At 45.6% G+C, this 17,046-nt stretch carries 15 protein-coding genes; 13 read left to right on the top strand and 2 right to left on the bottom strand.

Annotated elements, in window-relative coordinates; genetic code table 11:
* Window positions 1-43 precede the first annotated feature (43 nt).
* The 13 genes from C9I99_RS05120 to C9I99_RS05065 all read left to right on the top strand — a co-directional run bounded on the left by C9I99_RS05120 (window position 44) and on the right by C9I99_RS05065 (window position 14,875).
* Complete coding sequence (locus C9I99_RS05120; RefSeq protein WP_107347728.1) at window positions 44-931, top strand: sugar phosphate isomerase/epimerase family protein; 888 nt, start codon at window positions 44-46, stop codon at window positions 929-931.
* An 8-nt stretch (window positions 932-939) separates the two neighbouring features.
* Window positions 940-1,680, top strand: a complete 741-nt coding sequence (locus C9I99_RS05115; protein WP_107347727.1) for a sulfite exporter TauE/SafE family protein — start codon at window positions 940-942, stop codon at window positions 1,678-1,680.
* A gap of 288 nt (window positions 1,681-1,968) precedes the next feature.
* Window positions 1,969-2,487, top strand: a complete 519-nt coding sequence (locus C9I99_RS05110; RefSeq protein WP_107347726.1) for a hypothetical protein — start codon at window positions 1,969-1,971, stop codon at window positions 2,485-2,487.
* A 10-nt stretch (window positions 2,488-2,497) separates the two neighbouring features.
* A complete protein-coding gene (locus C9I99_RS05105) occupies window positions 2,498-2,812 on the top strand; it encodes a PTS fructose transporter subunit IIB (protein WP_107347725.1) in 315 nt (104 codons plus the stop codon).
* Between the two features lie 11 nt (window positions 2,813-2,823).
* On the top strand, window positions 2,824-3,918 hold the full coding sequence (locus C9I99_RS05100; protein ID WP_107347724.1) for a PTS fructose transporter subunit IIC: 1,095 nt from the start codon (window positions 2,824-2,826) through the stop codon (window positions 3,916-3,918).
* Window positions 3,919-3,928: 10 nt separating this feature from the next.
* Entirely contained in the window at window positions 3,929-6,553 is a 2,625-nt protein-coding gene (locus C9I99_RS05095; RefSeq protein WP_107347723.1) for a glycoside hydrolase family 38 N-terminal domain-containing protein, read from the top strand.
* 125 nt (window positions 6,554-6,678) lie between these two features.
* Entirely contained in the window at window positions 6,679-9,252 is a 2,574-nt protein-coding gene (gene ptsP / locus C9I99_RS05090; protein WP_107347722.1) for a phosphoenolpyruvate--protein phosphotransferase, read from the top strand.
* 48 nt (window positions 9,253-9,300) lie between these two features.
* Window positions 9,301-9,645 carry a SemiSWEET transporter gene (locus C9I99_RS05085; RefSeq protein ID WP_243734585.1) on the top strand — a complete coding sequence of 115 codons (345 nt, stop codon included), beginning with the start codon at window positions 9,301-9,303 and terminating at the stop codon, window positions 9,643-9,645.
* Between the two features lie 179 nt (window positions 9,646-9,824).
* Entirely contained in the window at window positions 9,825-10,490 is a 666-nt protein-coding gene (locus tag C9I99_RS27000; RefSeq protein WP_133638238.1) for a hypothetical protein, read from the top strand.
* On the top strand, window positions 10,393-10,707 hold the full coding sequence (locus C9I99_RS05080; protein WP_107347721.1) for a PTS fructose transporter subunit IIB: 315 nt from the start codon (window positions 10,393-10,395) through the stop codon (window positions 10,705-10,707). Before C9I99_RS27000 ends, C9I99_RS05080 begins: the two co-directional genes overlap by 98 nt.
* Window positions 10,700-11,821 (top strand): PTS fructose transporter subunit IIC, encoded by a 1,122-nt coding sequence (locus tag C9I99_RS05075; RefSeq protein ID WP_107347720.1) that lies wholly within the window; start codon window positions 10,700-10,702, stop codon window positions 11,819-11,821. The genes C9I99_RS05080 and C9I99_RS05075 overlap by 8 nt, the downstream gene beginning before the upstream one ends.
* Window positions 11,822-11,845: 24 nt before the next feature.
* A complete protein-coding gene (locus C9I99_RS05070; RefSeq protein ID WP_107347719.1) occupies window positions 11,846-13,921 on the top strand; it encodes a metallophosphoesterase family protein in 2,076 nt (691 codons plus the stop codon).
* Window positions 13,922-14,008: 87 nt separating this feature from the next.
* Entirely contained in the window at window positions 14,009-14,875 is an 867-nt protein-coding gene (locus C9I99_RS05065) for an endonuclease/exonuclease/phosphatase family protein (protein WP_243734588.1), read from the top strand.
* A gap of 47 nt (window positions 14,876-14,922) precedes the next feature.
* Here the strand turns inward: C9I99_RS05065 and C9I99_RS05060 are convergent, their stop codons facing one another.
* A complete protein-coding gene (locus C9I99_RS05060; RefSeq protein WP_107347718.1) occupies window positions 14,923-16,098 on the bottom strand; it encodes a cation:proton antiporter in 1,176 nt (391 codons plus the stop codon).
* A 167-nt stretch (window positions 16,099-16,265) separates the two neighbouring features.
* On the bottom strand, window positions 16,266-17,006 hold the full coding sequence (locus C9I99_RS05055) for a metallophosphoesterase family protein (protein ID WP_166645445.1): 741 nt from the start codon (window positions 17,004-17,006) through the stop codon (window positions 16,266-16,268).
* Window positions 17,007-17,046: the final 40 nt, after the last annotated feature.

The following is a 17,046-nucleotide window of genomic DNA, read 5'->3' as shown; positions in this document are numbered from 1 at the left end:
CGAAGAATAATTTCAAGAAGTTTGTCATGTAGAGGATGTAATTATGACAATGAAAATAGCGTGTGCGCCTTGCTGTTGGGGAGTGGAGAACTCTTTACAAGGCGATAATCCAAGTTGGGGTAAAGTGCTTGTTGAAGCTCGAGAAGCTGGGTATGAAGGGATTGAACTCGGGCCCGTCGGGTATTTCCCTGAAGATCCTTCTATTCTTGCCAGTTCGCTGCGGATTAGGGGGATGAAAGTGTGCGCAGGGAATTTACATGGCGACTTTAGTTGTCCAGAGTCAAAAGAAGAGATCCTCGATAATGCTCATCGTGTTGTTGATTTGCTCGTTGCAATTGGTGTCGACAAACTGATCATTATGGATCGAGCCAATGCTGCCAGAGATTCCTATGTTGGTCATGGTGTGATTGCACCAAGGCTCAATAAAGAGCAGCTGCAGGCGATGATTGCGACTATTTCAGCGGTGGCGGAAATTGCCGCTGATAAAGGCGTTAGGACATTATTGCACCCAAGTTCCGGTGGTTTTGTTGCTTTTCCCGATGAGATTGCGATGGTTATGAATACTATTCCGGCCGATCGTCTTGGCTTGTGTCTTGATATTGGCCATTTGTTTATTGATGGGATGAAGCCGGAAGACTTTATTCGTCGTTATGCAAATCGGCTAGAGCACCTGCACTTTAAGGATGTTGATGGGCAGCAGTTACATAATGCGATGCGTAGTCGCTGTGGAATGGCGAATGCGTTCAGTCAGGGGCTCACACGTCCTTTGGGCGAGGGTAGTATCAATTTCTCAAAAATCTTCCAGGTTTTGCAAGATATTGATTACCAAGGCTGGATTGTTGTTGAACAAGAACGTGCGGTGTCTCAACTTGATCATGTGAAAATGGACATGGCAAAGAGCCGAGGTTATCTGGCTGAGCACTGTATGTAAGGGCTGAGATGATTGTTACCGATCCTTGGTTTTATATTACTGCCGTACCTGCTGTATTAATTTATGGGATAGGTAAAGGCGGTTTGGGCGGGGCGCTTGGGATCATTGCAGTGCCTCTAATGGCCCTAGTGGTTTCGCCAACACAAGCCGCTGCAATCTTGCTTCCTATCCTGTGTGTCATGGATGCGTTTGCGGTTAAGCAACACTACCGCAGTGCTGACTATTCGATTTTGCGCCAAATGCTGCCGGGTTCCTTACTAGGGGTATTGCTGGCTGGGTTATTCCTCAGCATTACCCCTGAGGCCGGACTCAAATTGTTGATAGGTGTATTGTCGCTACTGTTTTGCGTGCAATATGTGTTGGGCGGTGGCCAGCAAGATAAAAAGCCCGGTAAAGCCAGTGCATGGTGGTGGAGTAGTTTAGGTGGTTTTTCCAGTACCGCAATTCATGCCGGCGGTGGGCCAGCCAGTATTTACTTGCTGCCTCTGAGGCTGGAGAAAGTCACTCTAATTGCTACCATGGCTGTGCTATTTGCCATTATTAATTTAGCTAAGCTTATTCCCTACAGCTTGCTTGGTGAGTTTGATACCACCAATTTGATGACGGCGTTAGTTCTCATGCCTCTAGCCCCTGTTGGGGTTTATATGGGGGTGTGGCTACTCCATCGGGTCAGCCAGGATGTGGTATACCGGTTATGTTATCTGTTCCTGTTTGTATCAGGGATGAAGTTGGTCATTGATGTTTTGTAGTGTGTAGTCGCCTGTTTAAAATAAAAAGCCGCATAGTTAATATATTGCGGCTTTTTTTATGAGGTATTTAGTTGTGGGTCAACCAATCGGTGAATAGAGACAAGGTAATAAATTCATGGATTCAATCATTTTATAAATAATGAATGATGCCTCTTTATTTATTGATAATTGTGAGGGGCGTCATTAATGACAATATGAAATATTAGTTTATATTCAATTGTGAATCACATCACATCTTAATTTAGTTTTACTGTATAAGATTTGCGTATCTTTACAGGGGATACTTCGATGAAATTTGATTCAGCCACGTTATTAGTATTTATCCAGGGTGTCTTACGCATTCTGGCTAATGCTATTTATTCGTGTGTCTGTATCAATGCCAGCGAAAGTCTTGTCTCCAGCTCTGACAAGGAACTGGATGAGATAGCGTCGGATTATAACCAGCTTTATATTCGTGTTGGTGACATGCTTGGTAAGCAAGTTAGGTATTGGTGCGATGTTTCTTACGCTCGTTGGAAGCGTAATCACCAATGTTGTGCGGCACAGGTTCGCACCTTGTTTTCTTTACTGTCACTAACATACCTATATTTTGCTAAGCAAGTTTCGGCCAGTTCTTTGGTGTGTTTCTATCGCTATGCACCTGCGAATGCAGCGATGTCTAATACACATGGATCTGCATCACTTGGTCGTGAAAATGCTAGCAAAAGTAACGTGTCTAACGTTAGCATCCATCAATTGAGCAGCAATCATCGGAAGATGATTGCTGCTTTTTTTGTTTTTAACAACAGAAGCTTATCAAGTTTTTAGCGAGGTCAATATGTATATCGTTTGTGTAGCAGCGTGCCCAACTGGAATTGCCCACACCTATATGGCAGCAGAAGCGCTTGAAGTGCTGGGGAAAGAGCGTGGTTGGGAAGTGAAAGTAGAAACCCAAGGCAGTACAGGTATAGATAATGAGATCACCGTGGATGATATCGCACGTGCTAACGGCGCGATCATTGCCGCAGAAGTTGCTGTGGAAGGTATGGATAGGTTTGAGCCACTGACTATTTTGGAATGTGCGGTTGCTGACCCTATTAAACGGCCTGATGCTGTGTATGAAACCATGATGCATTTAATCAATAATAATTAAGGATAATTACCATGGCCCTACTACTTAAAAAAGAAAAAACAGAGCTAGATAAATTACGTGAAGCACTAATGACCGGCGTGTCATATATGATACCAGTTATTGTGGCTGGTGGTATGATGCTGGCTTTCGGCTCTTTATTTGAAACTATAACCGGTGTTGATTTAAATGAAAGCAACTCTTTAGCTGCACAGTTAATTAATGATTTGAAAACATTTGGTTTATATGGTCTGACATTGTTATTCCCTGTTATTGCCGCTTTTGTTGGTTTTGGTTTAGCCGGAAAACCAGCTATAGCTCCGGGTTTAATTGCTGGTATGCTGGCGCGTGACATGCAAATGGGCTTCTTAGGGGCATTGCTCGGCGGTTTGATGGTGGGTTACTTGGTTCGCTGGATGCTGGCGAATATCAAACTGCCAAAAGAGTTCCGCAGTCTGTTACCTATGGTCATCATTCCGTTGATTGGTACTGCTATCGTCCTCTTTGTGATGAAATATATTGTTGGCTATCCGCTTATCGCCCTTAATACCGGTTTGGAAAACTGGTTGGTAGGTATGTCCGGTGGTAATAAAGTACTGATGGCTGCCGTGTTAGGTGCCATGGTCGGGTTTGATTTGGGAGGACCAATTAACAAAGCGGCAATTACCGTCAGCCTAGGCTTGTTTGCCCAAGGTATCTTTGAGCCAGTGACAGCGTCACATATCGCCATCATGATAGCACCGTTTGGTATTGGTTTATCCACGATTATTGCTAAGCAGTATTACAGCAAAGAGTTACAAGAGAATGGCCGTGCTGCCCTGATGATGTCCTGTGTTGGTATCAGTGAGGGAGCCATACCATTTATCTTAGCCAATCCTGCTTTGATCATTATTAATACTATCGGCAGTGCGATTTCCGCATCGATGGTGATCATGTTTGATTCGATTGTTCAGGCGCCAGCTGCAGGTATTCTTGCTCTTATTCTGTCGTCCAACTTCTTCTTATACCTCATTTCTATCGCGACTGGTGTCGCCTTTGTGGCGGTCTCGACCACGCTATTGATGAAGCGACAATTCAATAAGCAATCAGCAGCAGCTGAAGTTCAACCGCAGACAGCAAAATCAGCTTGAGGTCATTGTGATGTCAACGAATAAGAAAGCATACATAGTTCCTCATACTCACTGGGATCGTGAATGGTATTTCAGTACGGAGGAATCTCAAGTGCTGCTGGTGTTTACGATGCAGCAAATGTTAGAACAACTAGAGAATGATGACGGGTTACCTTGTTTTGTGCTCGATGGTCAGTCGGTGATGCTCGAAGATTACTTGAGTGTTGTGCCTGAAGATACGGATAGGGTCAAAGCACTGGTTGAGTCGGGTAAGTTGTTGGTCGGCCCTTGGTACACCCAGACAGATCAATGCGTTGTTCATGGTGAGTCACAAATTAGAAATTTGTTATGGGGCTGCCGTGATGCAGAGCGATTTGGCGGGGTAATGAAGGTGGGTTATGTACCTGATTCATTTGGGCAAAGCGAGCAGCTACCTCAGCTCCTACAGCATTTCAACATCGACAAGTGTGTGTTCTGGCGCGGGATTTGGGAAGGGATTTGCGCGAATACCGAGTTTGTTTGGCGTGCACCGGATGGAAGTAACGTGACCACGGCTGTACTGGAGTTTGGTTATAGCGCTTTCCAAGGCATGAAAGCCATGGATACGCACCTCGACGGTATTGACCAGAAAATGACTGAGCGTTTCTGGCCTGGGGAGCGCGAGAATTTCTTGTTTATGGGTGGGCACGATCAGAAGCCGTGGCAAACAGAAACGGTAGAGGCGATTAATCAGGCGAATGAAACACGCCCTTATCAATACCAACTGTGCAGTTTTGAGGACTATTTTGCCAGCACGGCAACGGGGACGTTACCTGTGATTGAAAGTGAAATGTTGTATGGCAAATACAGCCGTATTCACCGAGGCATTTATTCCACCCGCTACGATATTAAAAAGCTAAATAGTGATGTAGAAAACCTGCTGATCAATCAGCTTGAGCCGTTGTTGACGGTCGCTAATCAGTTTGGCCTGAAGTACCCGTATGGTTTGATGGAGAAAAACTGGAAACAGTTAATGCAGAGCCATGCTCATGACTCAATCGGGGGGTGCAATACTGACTCGGTGAATAGTCAGGTGAAGGCCCGTATTCAGGCTGTCCGTGAAAACGCTGAACGACTGAAGGAAATCACACTCAAGCAATTGGCTGATTCGTCAACCAAAGGCAAAGACGGTGAGTATGTATTGGTTTTCAACCCACTGCCTTATAGTCGTAATGTTCAACTTGAGCTGGAACTGGTATTGCCGACACGCCAGTTTACTGTTTACGACGGTGAGCAAAGGGTAGCAACGCAGTCTATCGATTGTGAGTTGGTGGATATCAATGCCATTGTTCAAGATCCAACCACCCTTGGTGATGAGCGTTTCCGATCTTGGTACCGCCATACCGTCTTAGTCTCTCTAGAAGGCTTACCTGCTTGTGGCTACCGTAACCTAAAAATCGAGCGCTTAGCTGACGCAGAGGAAGCGGGTCCTGAAAAGGCGGAAGCAGAATCTCAAGCCGAGAAAGAAGAGTCGGTCACTATTGCCAACGACGCTTTGTCAGTCAGTGTCGATATGCATGGCACTGTAAGCCTAAGCTGCTTGGTTAGCGGCCAGTATTGGCATGATCTCTTAACCTTGGTAGATGGTGGTGATGATGGGGATAATTATGATTTTTCTGAGCCACATGCCGACTATCACGTTGGTTTTAACACCGAAGCTGAGAACATCAGAGTTTGCCATGGACCACTGAGATCTGAAGTTCGCATCACTTACCACGCGACGTTACCAGCGGATTTATCCGAGCGCGCTGAGCAGCGTTGTTCAGTAAAACAAAGCTTAGATGTTGTGTTGGGGCTGGCGAAGGGCAGTGAGCAACTCGATATTGCGATTGAAATTGATAACCACGTTAACGATCACAGGCTTCAGCTACATGTGAATGGTGATTTTGCTCGTGCCCAAAGTATTGCGGATCAACCCATCGGGCTAATTCAGCGAGGTAATGACGAGTCAGCGTTGTCGCTGTGGCAACAACAGCAATGGACCTCTTGCCCGATGCCTATTTACCCGATGCAGAGTGTTGTCGCGGGCGAAACTTTACAGGGCGGGCTCGCTGTGATGACGGATGGTATTCGTGAATATCAACAATACGATGACTCGATTGCCATTACCTTGTTCCGAGCCATGGGTTTTGTTGGTAAACCGGATCTGAAATACCGCCCTGGACGCTTATCTGGGCTGCCGGACGCAAGTCCAGATTCCCAGCTTCAACAATCACTGTCGTTCCGCTTGGCGCTTTATCCATTCAGTGGTAGTGCCTACGACGCTGGGTTATGTCAACGCGTCAAGGAGTGGTTGAGCAAACCATTAACTCTGCATAACGGTGTAGTGCAGCGGTTTATGATTGCGCCGCCAATGTTCACGGCTCCAGAAGCGTACAGTTTATTAGCTCTGAATCAACCATCAGTCACAGTAAGCGCAGTCAAGATCTGTGAAGACGACACTCAAAGTGTGATTGTCAGGTTAATGAATGTAGGCACGGAAGCCGTGGCTCTCGGTGAACTCCCAGCCGGCTGGAAAGTTCAGCAAGTTGATGGCATGGAGCGCATTGTCGGTGACATAACCGCAGAGTCTGTTGTTCCGGCACATGGGATGCTTGGCCTGCGCTTGAGGAAATAATCCACATAATCAGTTTACCTCTCACCCAAGTCGCAAAGCTCGGGTGAGTGGTCTTCTACACCCAAAAATTGTATCGAATAAAAAAGATCGAATAGCAAATATCGGATAATCCCGAAGGGGCAATCATGACTAAATCATTTGAATTTACCAACCCACTGGAAAATGGCATCCATGCCAGACCAGCGGCAGAAATAGAGAACCGAGCTAAACCTTTCGGTTGCCAGATCACCTTATTGAATAAAAGCAAAGGGACAAAAGCAGACGCCAAAAGTGTGCTGTCACTGGTGGGTGCAGATGCTGTATTGGGGGATGAGTGCCAGTTTATTTTTGACGGTGAAGATGAACAGGCGGCGTGTGACGCGCTGAAATTATTCATTGATAACGATTTTGCTCATTGTGATGGGCCGTTAGAGAGCGTTGCTGTTGATGTAAATCAGCCATTACCGGTTTCGCTGATCAAAGCAGAACCAACGCATGTGCGTGGCACTGTCGTGTCTACTGGTATTGGTAAGGGACGACCTGTGGCTTGTAGTCAGGTGGACTTACATCAAGTTGCAGAGAATGCTGAATTTGCATGCACTGGCAGTACAGGTGCTGTCTTGACCAAAGCATTGTTTATACTTTGCCAGCAACTTGAAGAGGCGGTATCCCAGGCTGAAGCAACTGATAGCCATGAAGAGTTGACGATTCTTAAAGCTCACTCACAAATGGCAGGGGATAGCTTATTTAGCGAAACACTGGCCAAATATAGCCAGCAGGCAACCCCTATTCTTGCCATCGCGCAGGCATCTGATGAGCTGAAAGCCCCGATGCTTAAGAGCCAAAGTAACTATATGCGTGAGCGTGCCCTCGATATTGATGACTTGTGTACAAGGTTGGCAAGTTTGGTAGTTGGAAAGGCATTACAGCAGCCTGTGACTTTATCTGAAGACAGTATCTTGATCGCTGACAACCTAACACCGAGCGAATTCTTGGCGCTGGATAAGCACTGGCTAAAAGGGCTAGTACTCGCTGAAGCAGGGCAGACATCCCACACCGTTATTTTGGCTCGTTCATTTGGTATTCCGGTGCTTACCGCCGTTGAGGGGGCAGAAGCTTTTTCCCACAACGCAAATATTCTGATACTCGATGCGCGCTATGGCTGTTTGATCCGCGATCCTAATGACAAGGTTACGCAGTTCTATCGGTTAGAACAGCGTAAGCAGGTTGCGAAAGACGCACTGTTAACCCCTTTTGTGACGAGTAAAGGGCAAAGTAGAGATGGTCATCCCTTGGCCTTGTACGCCAATATCGCAGTTGGTCTCGAAGCAGGTAGCGCATTTGATCGCGGGGCTGAAGGGATCGGACTGTTCCGTACTGAAATGCTCTTTATGGATCAAGAAAAAGCGCCAAGTGAAGATGAGCAGTATGAGGTATACCGCGAAGTGATCGATGCAGCGGCAGGCAAAACTGTGATTATCCGAACCCTTGATATCGGTGGTGATAAACCCTTACCGTACTTGGAACTGCCTGAAGAAGAGAACCCATTTCTTGGCTATCGAGCGGTGCGGATGTATCCACAATATCAGTCGATGGTTGAGAGTCAGATCCGTGCTTTGCTAAGGGCATCTTGCCATGGTGTGGTCAATATTATGATCCCTATGATTGCTTGTGTAGAAGAGGTGCAATGGATTAATCAGTTGTGTAAGCAATGTGAAGATCAGCTTCATGCTGAAGGTGTTTCAACCGGACAATGGCGGTTAGGGATCATGGTCGAAGTCCCCTCTGCTCGTTATATGATCGAAAAAGTTGCCGATATGATTGATTTCATCTCAGTGGGAAGTAATGACCTTACCCAATATTTCATGGCTTGTGATCGCGGTAACCGGAAAGTCTCAGCGCTATATGACAGCCTCCATCCTGGCTTTATTGCCTTCCTTCACGATATCGCGAAAGTGGCGAAGAAATCAGGTGTTGAGCTGGGGATTTGCGGCGAAATGGCAAGTGATAGAAGAGCATTACCGTTACTGTTGGCAATGGGATTTGACGAAATTAGCTTGTCTTCACCGAACATTGTTCAACGCCGTGCCGACTTGGCGGCGCTTGAATTTGCTTCATGTCGGGGTCTGCTTGAAAAGGTATGTGCTCTCGCGACCGTCGAACAAGTCAAAGCACAAATTGATCAGTTTTGGCAGCAGCAGATTTCCCCTGAAATTTTAGATGAGCAACTGGTCATTGAGTGCGATGCGCTTGATAAAGCCGGTGTGATTAAGCAGCTAACGGATAATTTAGAAGTGCAGGGTAGAACTGATAGTGCTGGCTCAGTTGAGCAGGCAATCTGGGAAAGAGAAGCAATTTTTGCAACCTCTTTGGGTTTCGGTGTGGCTGTTCCGCACTGTAAATCAGACGCGGTGAGCCATAACAGCATCTCAATTGCGCACCTCGCTAAGCCTATTGTCTGGAATGAAGCCGACGGTGAGACAGTTTCGACGGTGATCATGTTAACCATCTCTAGTCATGACAAAGAAGGCACTCACATGAGTATTTTCTCTAAGCTGGCCCGAAAGCTGATGCATCGCGACTTTCGAGAAGCACTAATGCAGAGTGAAACTGGGTTAGATCATGCAGAGCGAGAAGATGTTCGATTGGCAATGACTCAAAATACGGCAGTAAATACGGTATCCCTTCTAAAAGGCGTACTGTACGAGCAAGTGGCATAAGTTATAGGAACAAGTGATTCGATTGAATCACAATTGGATTAGAAAAAGATGAAAGTAATATCGTTGAATGTATTAGTCGTGATGACAATTTTGGCTATCGGTTTGCCTGTGATGATTGAACACCCAACCATGTTGGGTAGCGTCGCTGCAGCGTGTACAACCCTGTCCTTTCTCCCTCAGGTGCTGCATACCATCAAGACGAAAGATACAGAGGGTATATCATTAACCATGTATGTTTTGTTCGTGTTTGGAATTTTGTGTTGGCTTATTTACGGGCTGCTATCACATGATCTTCCGCTTATGCTTGGCAATGGTATTACACTGGTTCTTTCTAGTATTGTTTTACTTCTTAAATTGAAATCAAAAGCGGATGAAAGAACGGCCATTTTATAAGATTTAATTTAGTGTGAATTAAACGTGGGATGATAATTCAATCATGTGATTAATATGTTTTGTATATAACTTAAGTTTATTTATACGTACTCCTTGTAATGTGATCATTGTCTTAGACTGAATAATAACATTACTGTTAGGATTTATTTGTTAACTTTACATTTGTTTAGGTGATATCAATGTTTCGTGTGGTGTTGTTTTTTTGTATAGCGTCAGTGAAAGGAAAAGATTGTTTCTTTTCTATGCTTGCTATGCTTGAAAATATTAGCCTTGCTTTAACACCAGAAATCGAAAAGTTGAATCATACTGAATATGATCAAACTGATGAACTCGATACGTTGGCTAAACAGTGGTGCGGGGTGTGGGATAGTGTGACTAAACAACTATCATTCCGTAAAGCAGGTAAACAGCCTGTTCGTGAGTTGCTTGCTATCGCTGAACACCAATCTCGCGTTGGTATTCAAGTTGTTGATTTTGATGCCTTATCGCGTGGTTGTGATAACTCGTCAATTGCGCAGATGCTGTCTTGTCAGCGTAGTATGGGTGATCCGTCAGCTGCATATGCTTTGGAAACTCAGCTGAGTGCCTCAACTATCTACTTGCCATATCAAATCGCTTCTAATCAGACAATCAACCTACAACTTTTAGATAAAAAACAAGAAATAAAGCGAATAAAAGCACAGGAAGACTTCATGTCTTTGCTGTGCTTTTTCTATTTAATCCAGGTGAAAATTAAAGAGGTTAATTATGTATTTTGTTTGTGTAGCAGCTTGCCCAACTGGCGTGGCACATACCTATATGGCGGCAGAGTCACTAGCTATGGTTGGCAAAGAATTAGGACATGAGATAAAAGTTGAAACGCAGGGTAGTTTAGGTATTGAAAATGAAATTACCGCTGAAGATATAGCGCGTGCTGATGGTTGTATTATTGCAGCTGAAGTCGCCATTACAAAAAAGGAAAGATTCACTACTTTACCCGTTTTAGAGTGTGCTGTTGCTGATCCCATTAAACATGGAAATGCAGTGTTTGAAGCATTATGTGAGGAAATAAATAATGGCTAAATTTTCAATGAATAAAAAGGAAAAGTCGGTAGGAACTGAAATAAAAACAGCCATTATGACTGGGGTTTCCTACATGTTGCCATTGATCATTGCTGGGGCAGTGATCATGGGGATAGCGCGTATCGGTGCCTCTTTTTATGGCATCGATAATATTTGGGATGGCAGTCATGCCGAAGCCGCAAATGCCATTGTTCGCTTGTTTCATGCATTTGATGGTTTTGGTGGCTTGGCACTGAGCCTGATGCTTCCCGTTGTTGCCGGTTATATTGCTTTCTCGATAGCAGATAAACCGGGTATAGCGCCTGGTATGGTCGCCGGCTTATTGGCAAAGGAAATGGGCACCGGTTTCCTTGGCGCCCTAGCTGCAGGCTTTATTGCAGGTTATATCGTCAAATTGCTGGTCACTAAAGTAAAACTGCCTAAATCTGTCGCTTCGGCAGGCCCCATTTTCATTATTCCAGTGGGTGGTACTTTATTAGCTTGTTTAGTCATGATGTACATCATCGGAGATCCACTGGCAGCAATGAACCGTGGCTTGGAAAGCTGGCTATTGAGTATGTCTGATGGCAATAAAATTGTCTTGGCAGCGGTAGTCGGTGGCATGGTTGGCTTTGACCTCGGTGGTCCAATTAACAAAGCAGCCGTGACAACGGCCATGGCGATGCTAGCTTCTGGTATCTATGACCCTAATACCGCCGCGCAAGTCGCCATCATTATTCCACCGATTGGTATTGGTGTCGCAACCCTCATTTGGAAACAGCGTTTTCCTCACTCCTTACAAGATGCAGGTAAGGCATCGACCTTAATGGGGCTGATTGGTGTTTCTGAAGGCGCGATCCCATTTGCCTTGGCGAACCCCAAGATCATCATTGTTAACGTTATCGGTTCGGCTGTCGGCGCAGCGATGGCGGTGGGTTTAGGGGCGGTAAACCGCGCACCCATTTCAGGTTTTTATGGTTGGCTGGCCGTTGAAAACTGGCTGGTGTATGTCGTAGCGATAGCCGTTGGCTCAGGAATCATCGCCGTTGGATCTTTATTAGTCTTCAAAGGTGAAGAGCTTCCTAAAAAACAAGAAGAATCAAAACCAAAATTCAAAATCACTCGAGCCCAATAATATTACATTCACGGAGATACCTTGATGAAAAGGTTCAGAAAAAGCAGTGTTGCGCTCTTATTATCTATGAGCATGGGCACAGCCTTTGCCGCAGAGGAAGTGCAAGTCGCCTTTATGCCCGATATTCATTTTCATGATGTATATGGTGACTTTACCGATGGTAGTTTCGATGGTCTGAAAAATAGCCACAGTGGTCAGCAAGCCACAATCCGTAGTATGCATGCGCAGCTCACTTCCACGCGACTGTTTAATGAAAACTACTTCGCTTTATTGGCTGCCTTAGATGATGCTGTGAAGCGGGGAGTAAAGTATATCGCGCTACCGGGAGATTTCAGTGATGATGGTCAGCCGGTTCATATTCGTGGGCTAAAAACGATTCTGGATTATTACGCTGACACATATGATCTCGAATTTTTTGCCGCTCCCGGCAACCATGATCCTGTTCGCCCTTTCGACCGGCCAAGTGGTGAAGGGGACTTCTTAGGTAAAGATGGCAAAACCCAGCGGATCTTCAGTAAGGGTGCCAATGAGTGCGTTGGCTATGATAGCGAAACAGCGGTAATTAATGCAGGTCATGAACTTCCAACGATCTGTACCGAGGAAATCCGTGAGTTGGGCTATGAAGGCTTGATGGCAGAGTTGGGTGATTTTGGTTTCTTCCCGCAGCCGTCCAACCTGTATTGGGAGACGCCGTATTCGTCGTATTCGCAGGCCAATTATGCCTTTGATACAGCGCTTGCCCAATCTAAATATGGTCAGCGTCAGTATGAAATTTGTCATCAAGGAACGGGTGGGCAATACAAACAGCCTAATTACTCGGCATGTTTTATGGTGCCTGATACCAGTTATTTAGTTGAGCCGGTAGAAGGGTTGTGGCTACTCGCGATAGATGCCAACGTCTATATCCCTGGCGCAGATGCTGATACTCAGCAACCTGAACTTGCCTCTAATTTCGCGGGTTCGGGAAATGCAGGTTATAACAAAATGCTCACTCATAAGCAGCATGTCATTGAGTGGATGAAAACCGTGGTTGATAGGGCGAATGCTGAAGGCAAAACGCTGGTGGCTTTTAGTCACTTTCCGATGACGGAGTTTTATAACGGCGCCGCAGAAACCATTGAAGATATTTTTGGTCCGGGCAACTTCCAGCTAGCGCGTTCACCGAAACAAGATGTGAGTGAGGCGTTAGCTAAAACCGGGATAAGACTGCATGTTGGTGGTCATATGCATTTCAATGATACCGGTGTTAAGCACTATGGTGATGGTTCGTTCCTGTTCAACATTCAGGCACCATCAATGGCCGCCTATGTGCCTGCTTATAAATTGTTGACCTTTAGCCCCGAAAGCCAAGTGGAAGTCGAAACGGTGATTTTGGATAAGGTGCCACGCTTCGATGAATTGTTTGAGCATTACGAAGAGGAATGGAAGCACCTTAAAGCGAAAGGTAATGAGGAGATTTGGAATAAGGATGTATTAACCTCGAAGGATTATTACGAGTTCACCAACTGGCATATCACTGAGCTAACCCGGATGCGCTTCCTGCCAGAAGAGTGGCCTTGTGACTTGAAACAAATGGTTTTTGCACTCGATGGCCGTCAGATGTTGACTCTGAGTCAATTGGATAGCCCGCTGACCCAACAGCAAGTCACCACGCTGACGGAAGGCCTTCAGGCTGTTGAAATATGCCAAGAAACACCTGTTGCTTTTGAGCCGTCAACCATTAAGGATCCAGCTTTTGCCAAAGCATGGCAACAAGCAGAAGCCAGCGCGAAACAACTTGCCGCACAAAACAATTTAACATTAGACGATTTCTCTCAGTGGAATGGATTTGACCTTGCCGTTGATTTCTACCGTTTGAGAAATGCCGATGAGTTGGCGTTCAAAGACATCGATCGTAACCGGATGCCACAGTATGAATTGCTAGCGAATACCTTGGCGGAACAGGCTGCAACCGTCGCCGGCTCAACGCAATTTGGTGATGTGTTCAAGCAACGCTTTGGCGGTTTGTTTGGCATCTTGACCAAGTTCGCCAATGGTCAACCTAGTTATCACTTCAAGCTGGATCTAGATAAAGGAACGATATCGGATCTTAAGCGTTAAGGCTCAAGCCCTCAACCCAGAGCGTTCATTTAGAGCAGGGAGGAGGCTCCTTCCTGCCTAGTCTCAATCTTATTAATGGAGTAATTAATGATGAATAAAATAGCAGTGGCATTACTATTAACCCTCGGACTACCAGCCGTCGCGGCAGATTTTGATGTGATGACGTTCAACATCCGTAACAGCAAAGACAGTGTTGTAGGCAGCGAATACGACGGCAACAACACGTGGGATAACCGCAAAGCAATAGTGGCGGGCATTGTTGCTCAAAATGATATCGCAGGGCTACAAGAAGCGTTTAGTGATCAAATTGAGTTTCTCGCTCGCCAATTACCGGGTTATAGCTGGGTGGGTGCGGCCCGCGACGATGGTAATGCCCAGGGCGAAGCGGTGCCTATCTTTTATCGTAATGATAAGTATATAAAACTCGGTGGTGGTACGTTCTGGTTGTCAGAGACACCACAAGTCGTCGCGAGTGTTGGCTGGGATGCTGATTTAACCCGCATCACCACATGGGTTCGGCTGGAAGAGATAGCAACGGGTAAGCGGGTACTTGTGTTTAATGCCCACTTTGACCATATCGGAAAAACAGCCCGTCAAGAGAGTGCTAAGTTGCTAAGCAAGAAAGCGGAAGAGATCACCAGCGGTGCAGGTGATGCCGTGATTGTTCTGGGCGATCTGAATTTTGAGCGCAGTGATACCGCATCTTATCAAGCACTGACTGATTTGTATGATGACGCCCGTAAGATCGCCAAACAGCCTTTTAGTGGGGTGAATGGCAACAAAGATCAGGTATTTACCTACCATGGATATGGTAAGGAAAAATCAGAAGATATCGATTATATTTTTGTGAATGACAAACTAGCGGTGAATTCGTTTGAATATCGTAGTGTCATCAAAGATGGCATCTATGCTTCAGATCACCTGTCGGTGATATCAAATGTGTCATTTCAGTGATAAATAATAGCAAGGCCAGATCAGAATCTGGCCTGTTTAACCCCATGTTATTTAGATATTTCACCTGCTTGATATAGACTCCAGCGTGTCACTAGTGGCCCGAGTAATTCAAAGAAAACAGTTGTTGTCACTGCAATGGTTAAAACAGACTCGCCGATGTCAGGTAACCTTTCACCAACCAATAGTGCCATACCAATAGCGACACCAGCTTGCGGCAACAGACACCAACCTAAATATTTTGTAACCTGAGGGGATGACTGAGCAAAGTGTGCAAATACCTGCGCGCCTAGTATTTTGCCTATACATCTGGCTAATACATACAATACGCCTATCGCCCCCAATACATCTATCGCTGAAAGGTCGAGACTCATGCCTGAGAGAATAAAAAAGATAATTAGAAAAGGATCGCTAGCTGTCTCGATGTCGTGAAATGGGCGCTTAATATGCTTTCCTTTATGCGCCACGGTCGCCCCCAGCATCATGCAGGCCAGTAAATAAGATACATCGAAATAAAGAGCACTCCCACCACAGATAAAAACAAAGCCCATTGCCTCGATAATTGTCGGCTCGCCTGGTTTATGTCGCCCAATAATCGCTGACATAGGTAGACCAATGACCACCCCGAGCAGTAATGCACCCAAAACGTCCCAGATGCCATGAAGAATATCGGTAATATTGGTGCTGGTGCTAGAGGTGGCCGTCGCTGCGACCAAAAGCAGGCTGAATATAATGATTCCCCATGCATCGTCAACGGCTACGACGCCTTTTAGGATCCTTGAGACAGGTCCCCGTGCATTAAATTCTCTAATAACATCTACCGTAGCGGCAGGATCCGTCGCCGTGGCAATACCGGCGAGAACGAGTGACAAGGTTAGGTCGGATGTGACAAGAAAGACAATGCTAAAGACGGCAGTTGCAGGAATGAGGGAAGCCCCCAAAGAGATGAAAAAGATCTGTCGTCTTTCGGTCATGATGTCTCGCCCAGCGAAACTTTCACCCAATAGAAACCCAATCATTGCGAGCGCTAAATGGGTGACTGTTGAAAAGTGTTGTGTAAACGAAGGAGGCACCAAGTCAAGAACAGCCGGTCCCGCAACAACACCAATTGACAGTAGGATAGTGACACGTGGAATGTGCGCTCTTGAGCTAATGACATGGGCGAGCCACCCAAGGAGGAAGATGCAACCAAAAATGAATAGATCAGGAATTGTTTCTACTGACATGGTTTGCTTCTTCCTGCACCCGGTTCAATAGACGCTAAGTAGCCTCGCCATCTACTGTTTTTCAATTTTTATTCAGTAGACTGTTTGAGTATAGCCTTACTGGATGAATATCAGCTTCGGGCTTCGGGAAATGAGTTCTCGCAACGTTTTAAATAGAATGGAATAAGCTAGTTATGAAGACAAAAGTTATCTACATGGCTAACAGTAAGATCGCCATTCGACCAGTTAGCATCATAGATTGTCATACCAACGATGCGGGTTCGTTGCGGGATTTCTGATTCATGTTTAAAGCCATAAGATGAAGAAATGCCGACAAGTTGGTGAATATTGCCTGCTTTAATATCAAAATAGTGATGGGCATGGCCACTAATGATGGTTCGCTTGGATTTAAAACAGCGAACAATCTGAGCTTGATTCTCAATCCCAATTTTTTTGAACCATTTATCGCTAACATCAAGGATCGGATGATGGGAGACAATCAGCGATGGCGATTTTCTGACGGCTTTTTTCAAAACAGCAAGCTCTTTGTGGCTAACTCGCCCTGCGCCTAGGTCCAGCGATGCTCCCAAAGGCTTATGGCTAGTATCAACAAAATGGAAGGGGATACTGTGCACAGTCGCTGAATGGGTCAGCTTAATCTTGCTGTTTTTGAAGCAGGCTTTCATGCATTCTCGATCATCATGATTACCGGCCAGTGCATAGCAATGAGAAATATTCTCTCTTCGTTCAAGATACAATTTGATACGGTTGTAGGCTGATGGCACGGCGGCATTGACCAGATCACCGGTGAGCAGTAAGACATTGTCCTCAGTATCTTGATTGACAATATCTAGCAGTTTTTCAAGATTGGCATCAGACTCATCGGCTGTTTCAGCCAAGTGAGTATCTGTGATCTGATAAATTTTCACACTGCTCTTTCCATGGTGGCGCGACATGACGCTCATTACT

It is taken from the genome of Photobacterium lutimaris, assembly GCF_003025555.1.
GTDB classification, from domain to species: Bacteria; Pseudomonadota; Gammaproteobacteria; order Enterobacterales; family Vibrionaceae; genus Photobacterium; species Photobacterium lutimaris.
The sequence above is the reverse complement of the archived record's forward strand: the minus strand, read 5'-3'. Positions and strand labels throughout refer to the sequence as shown.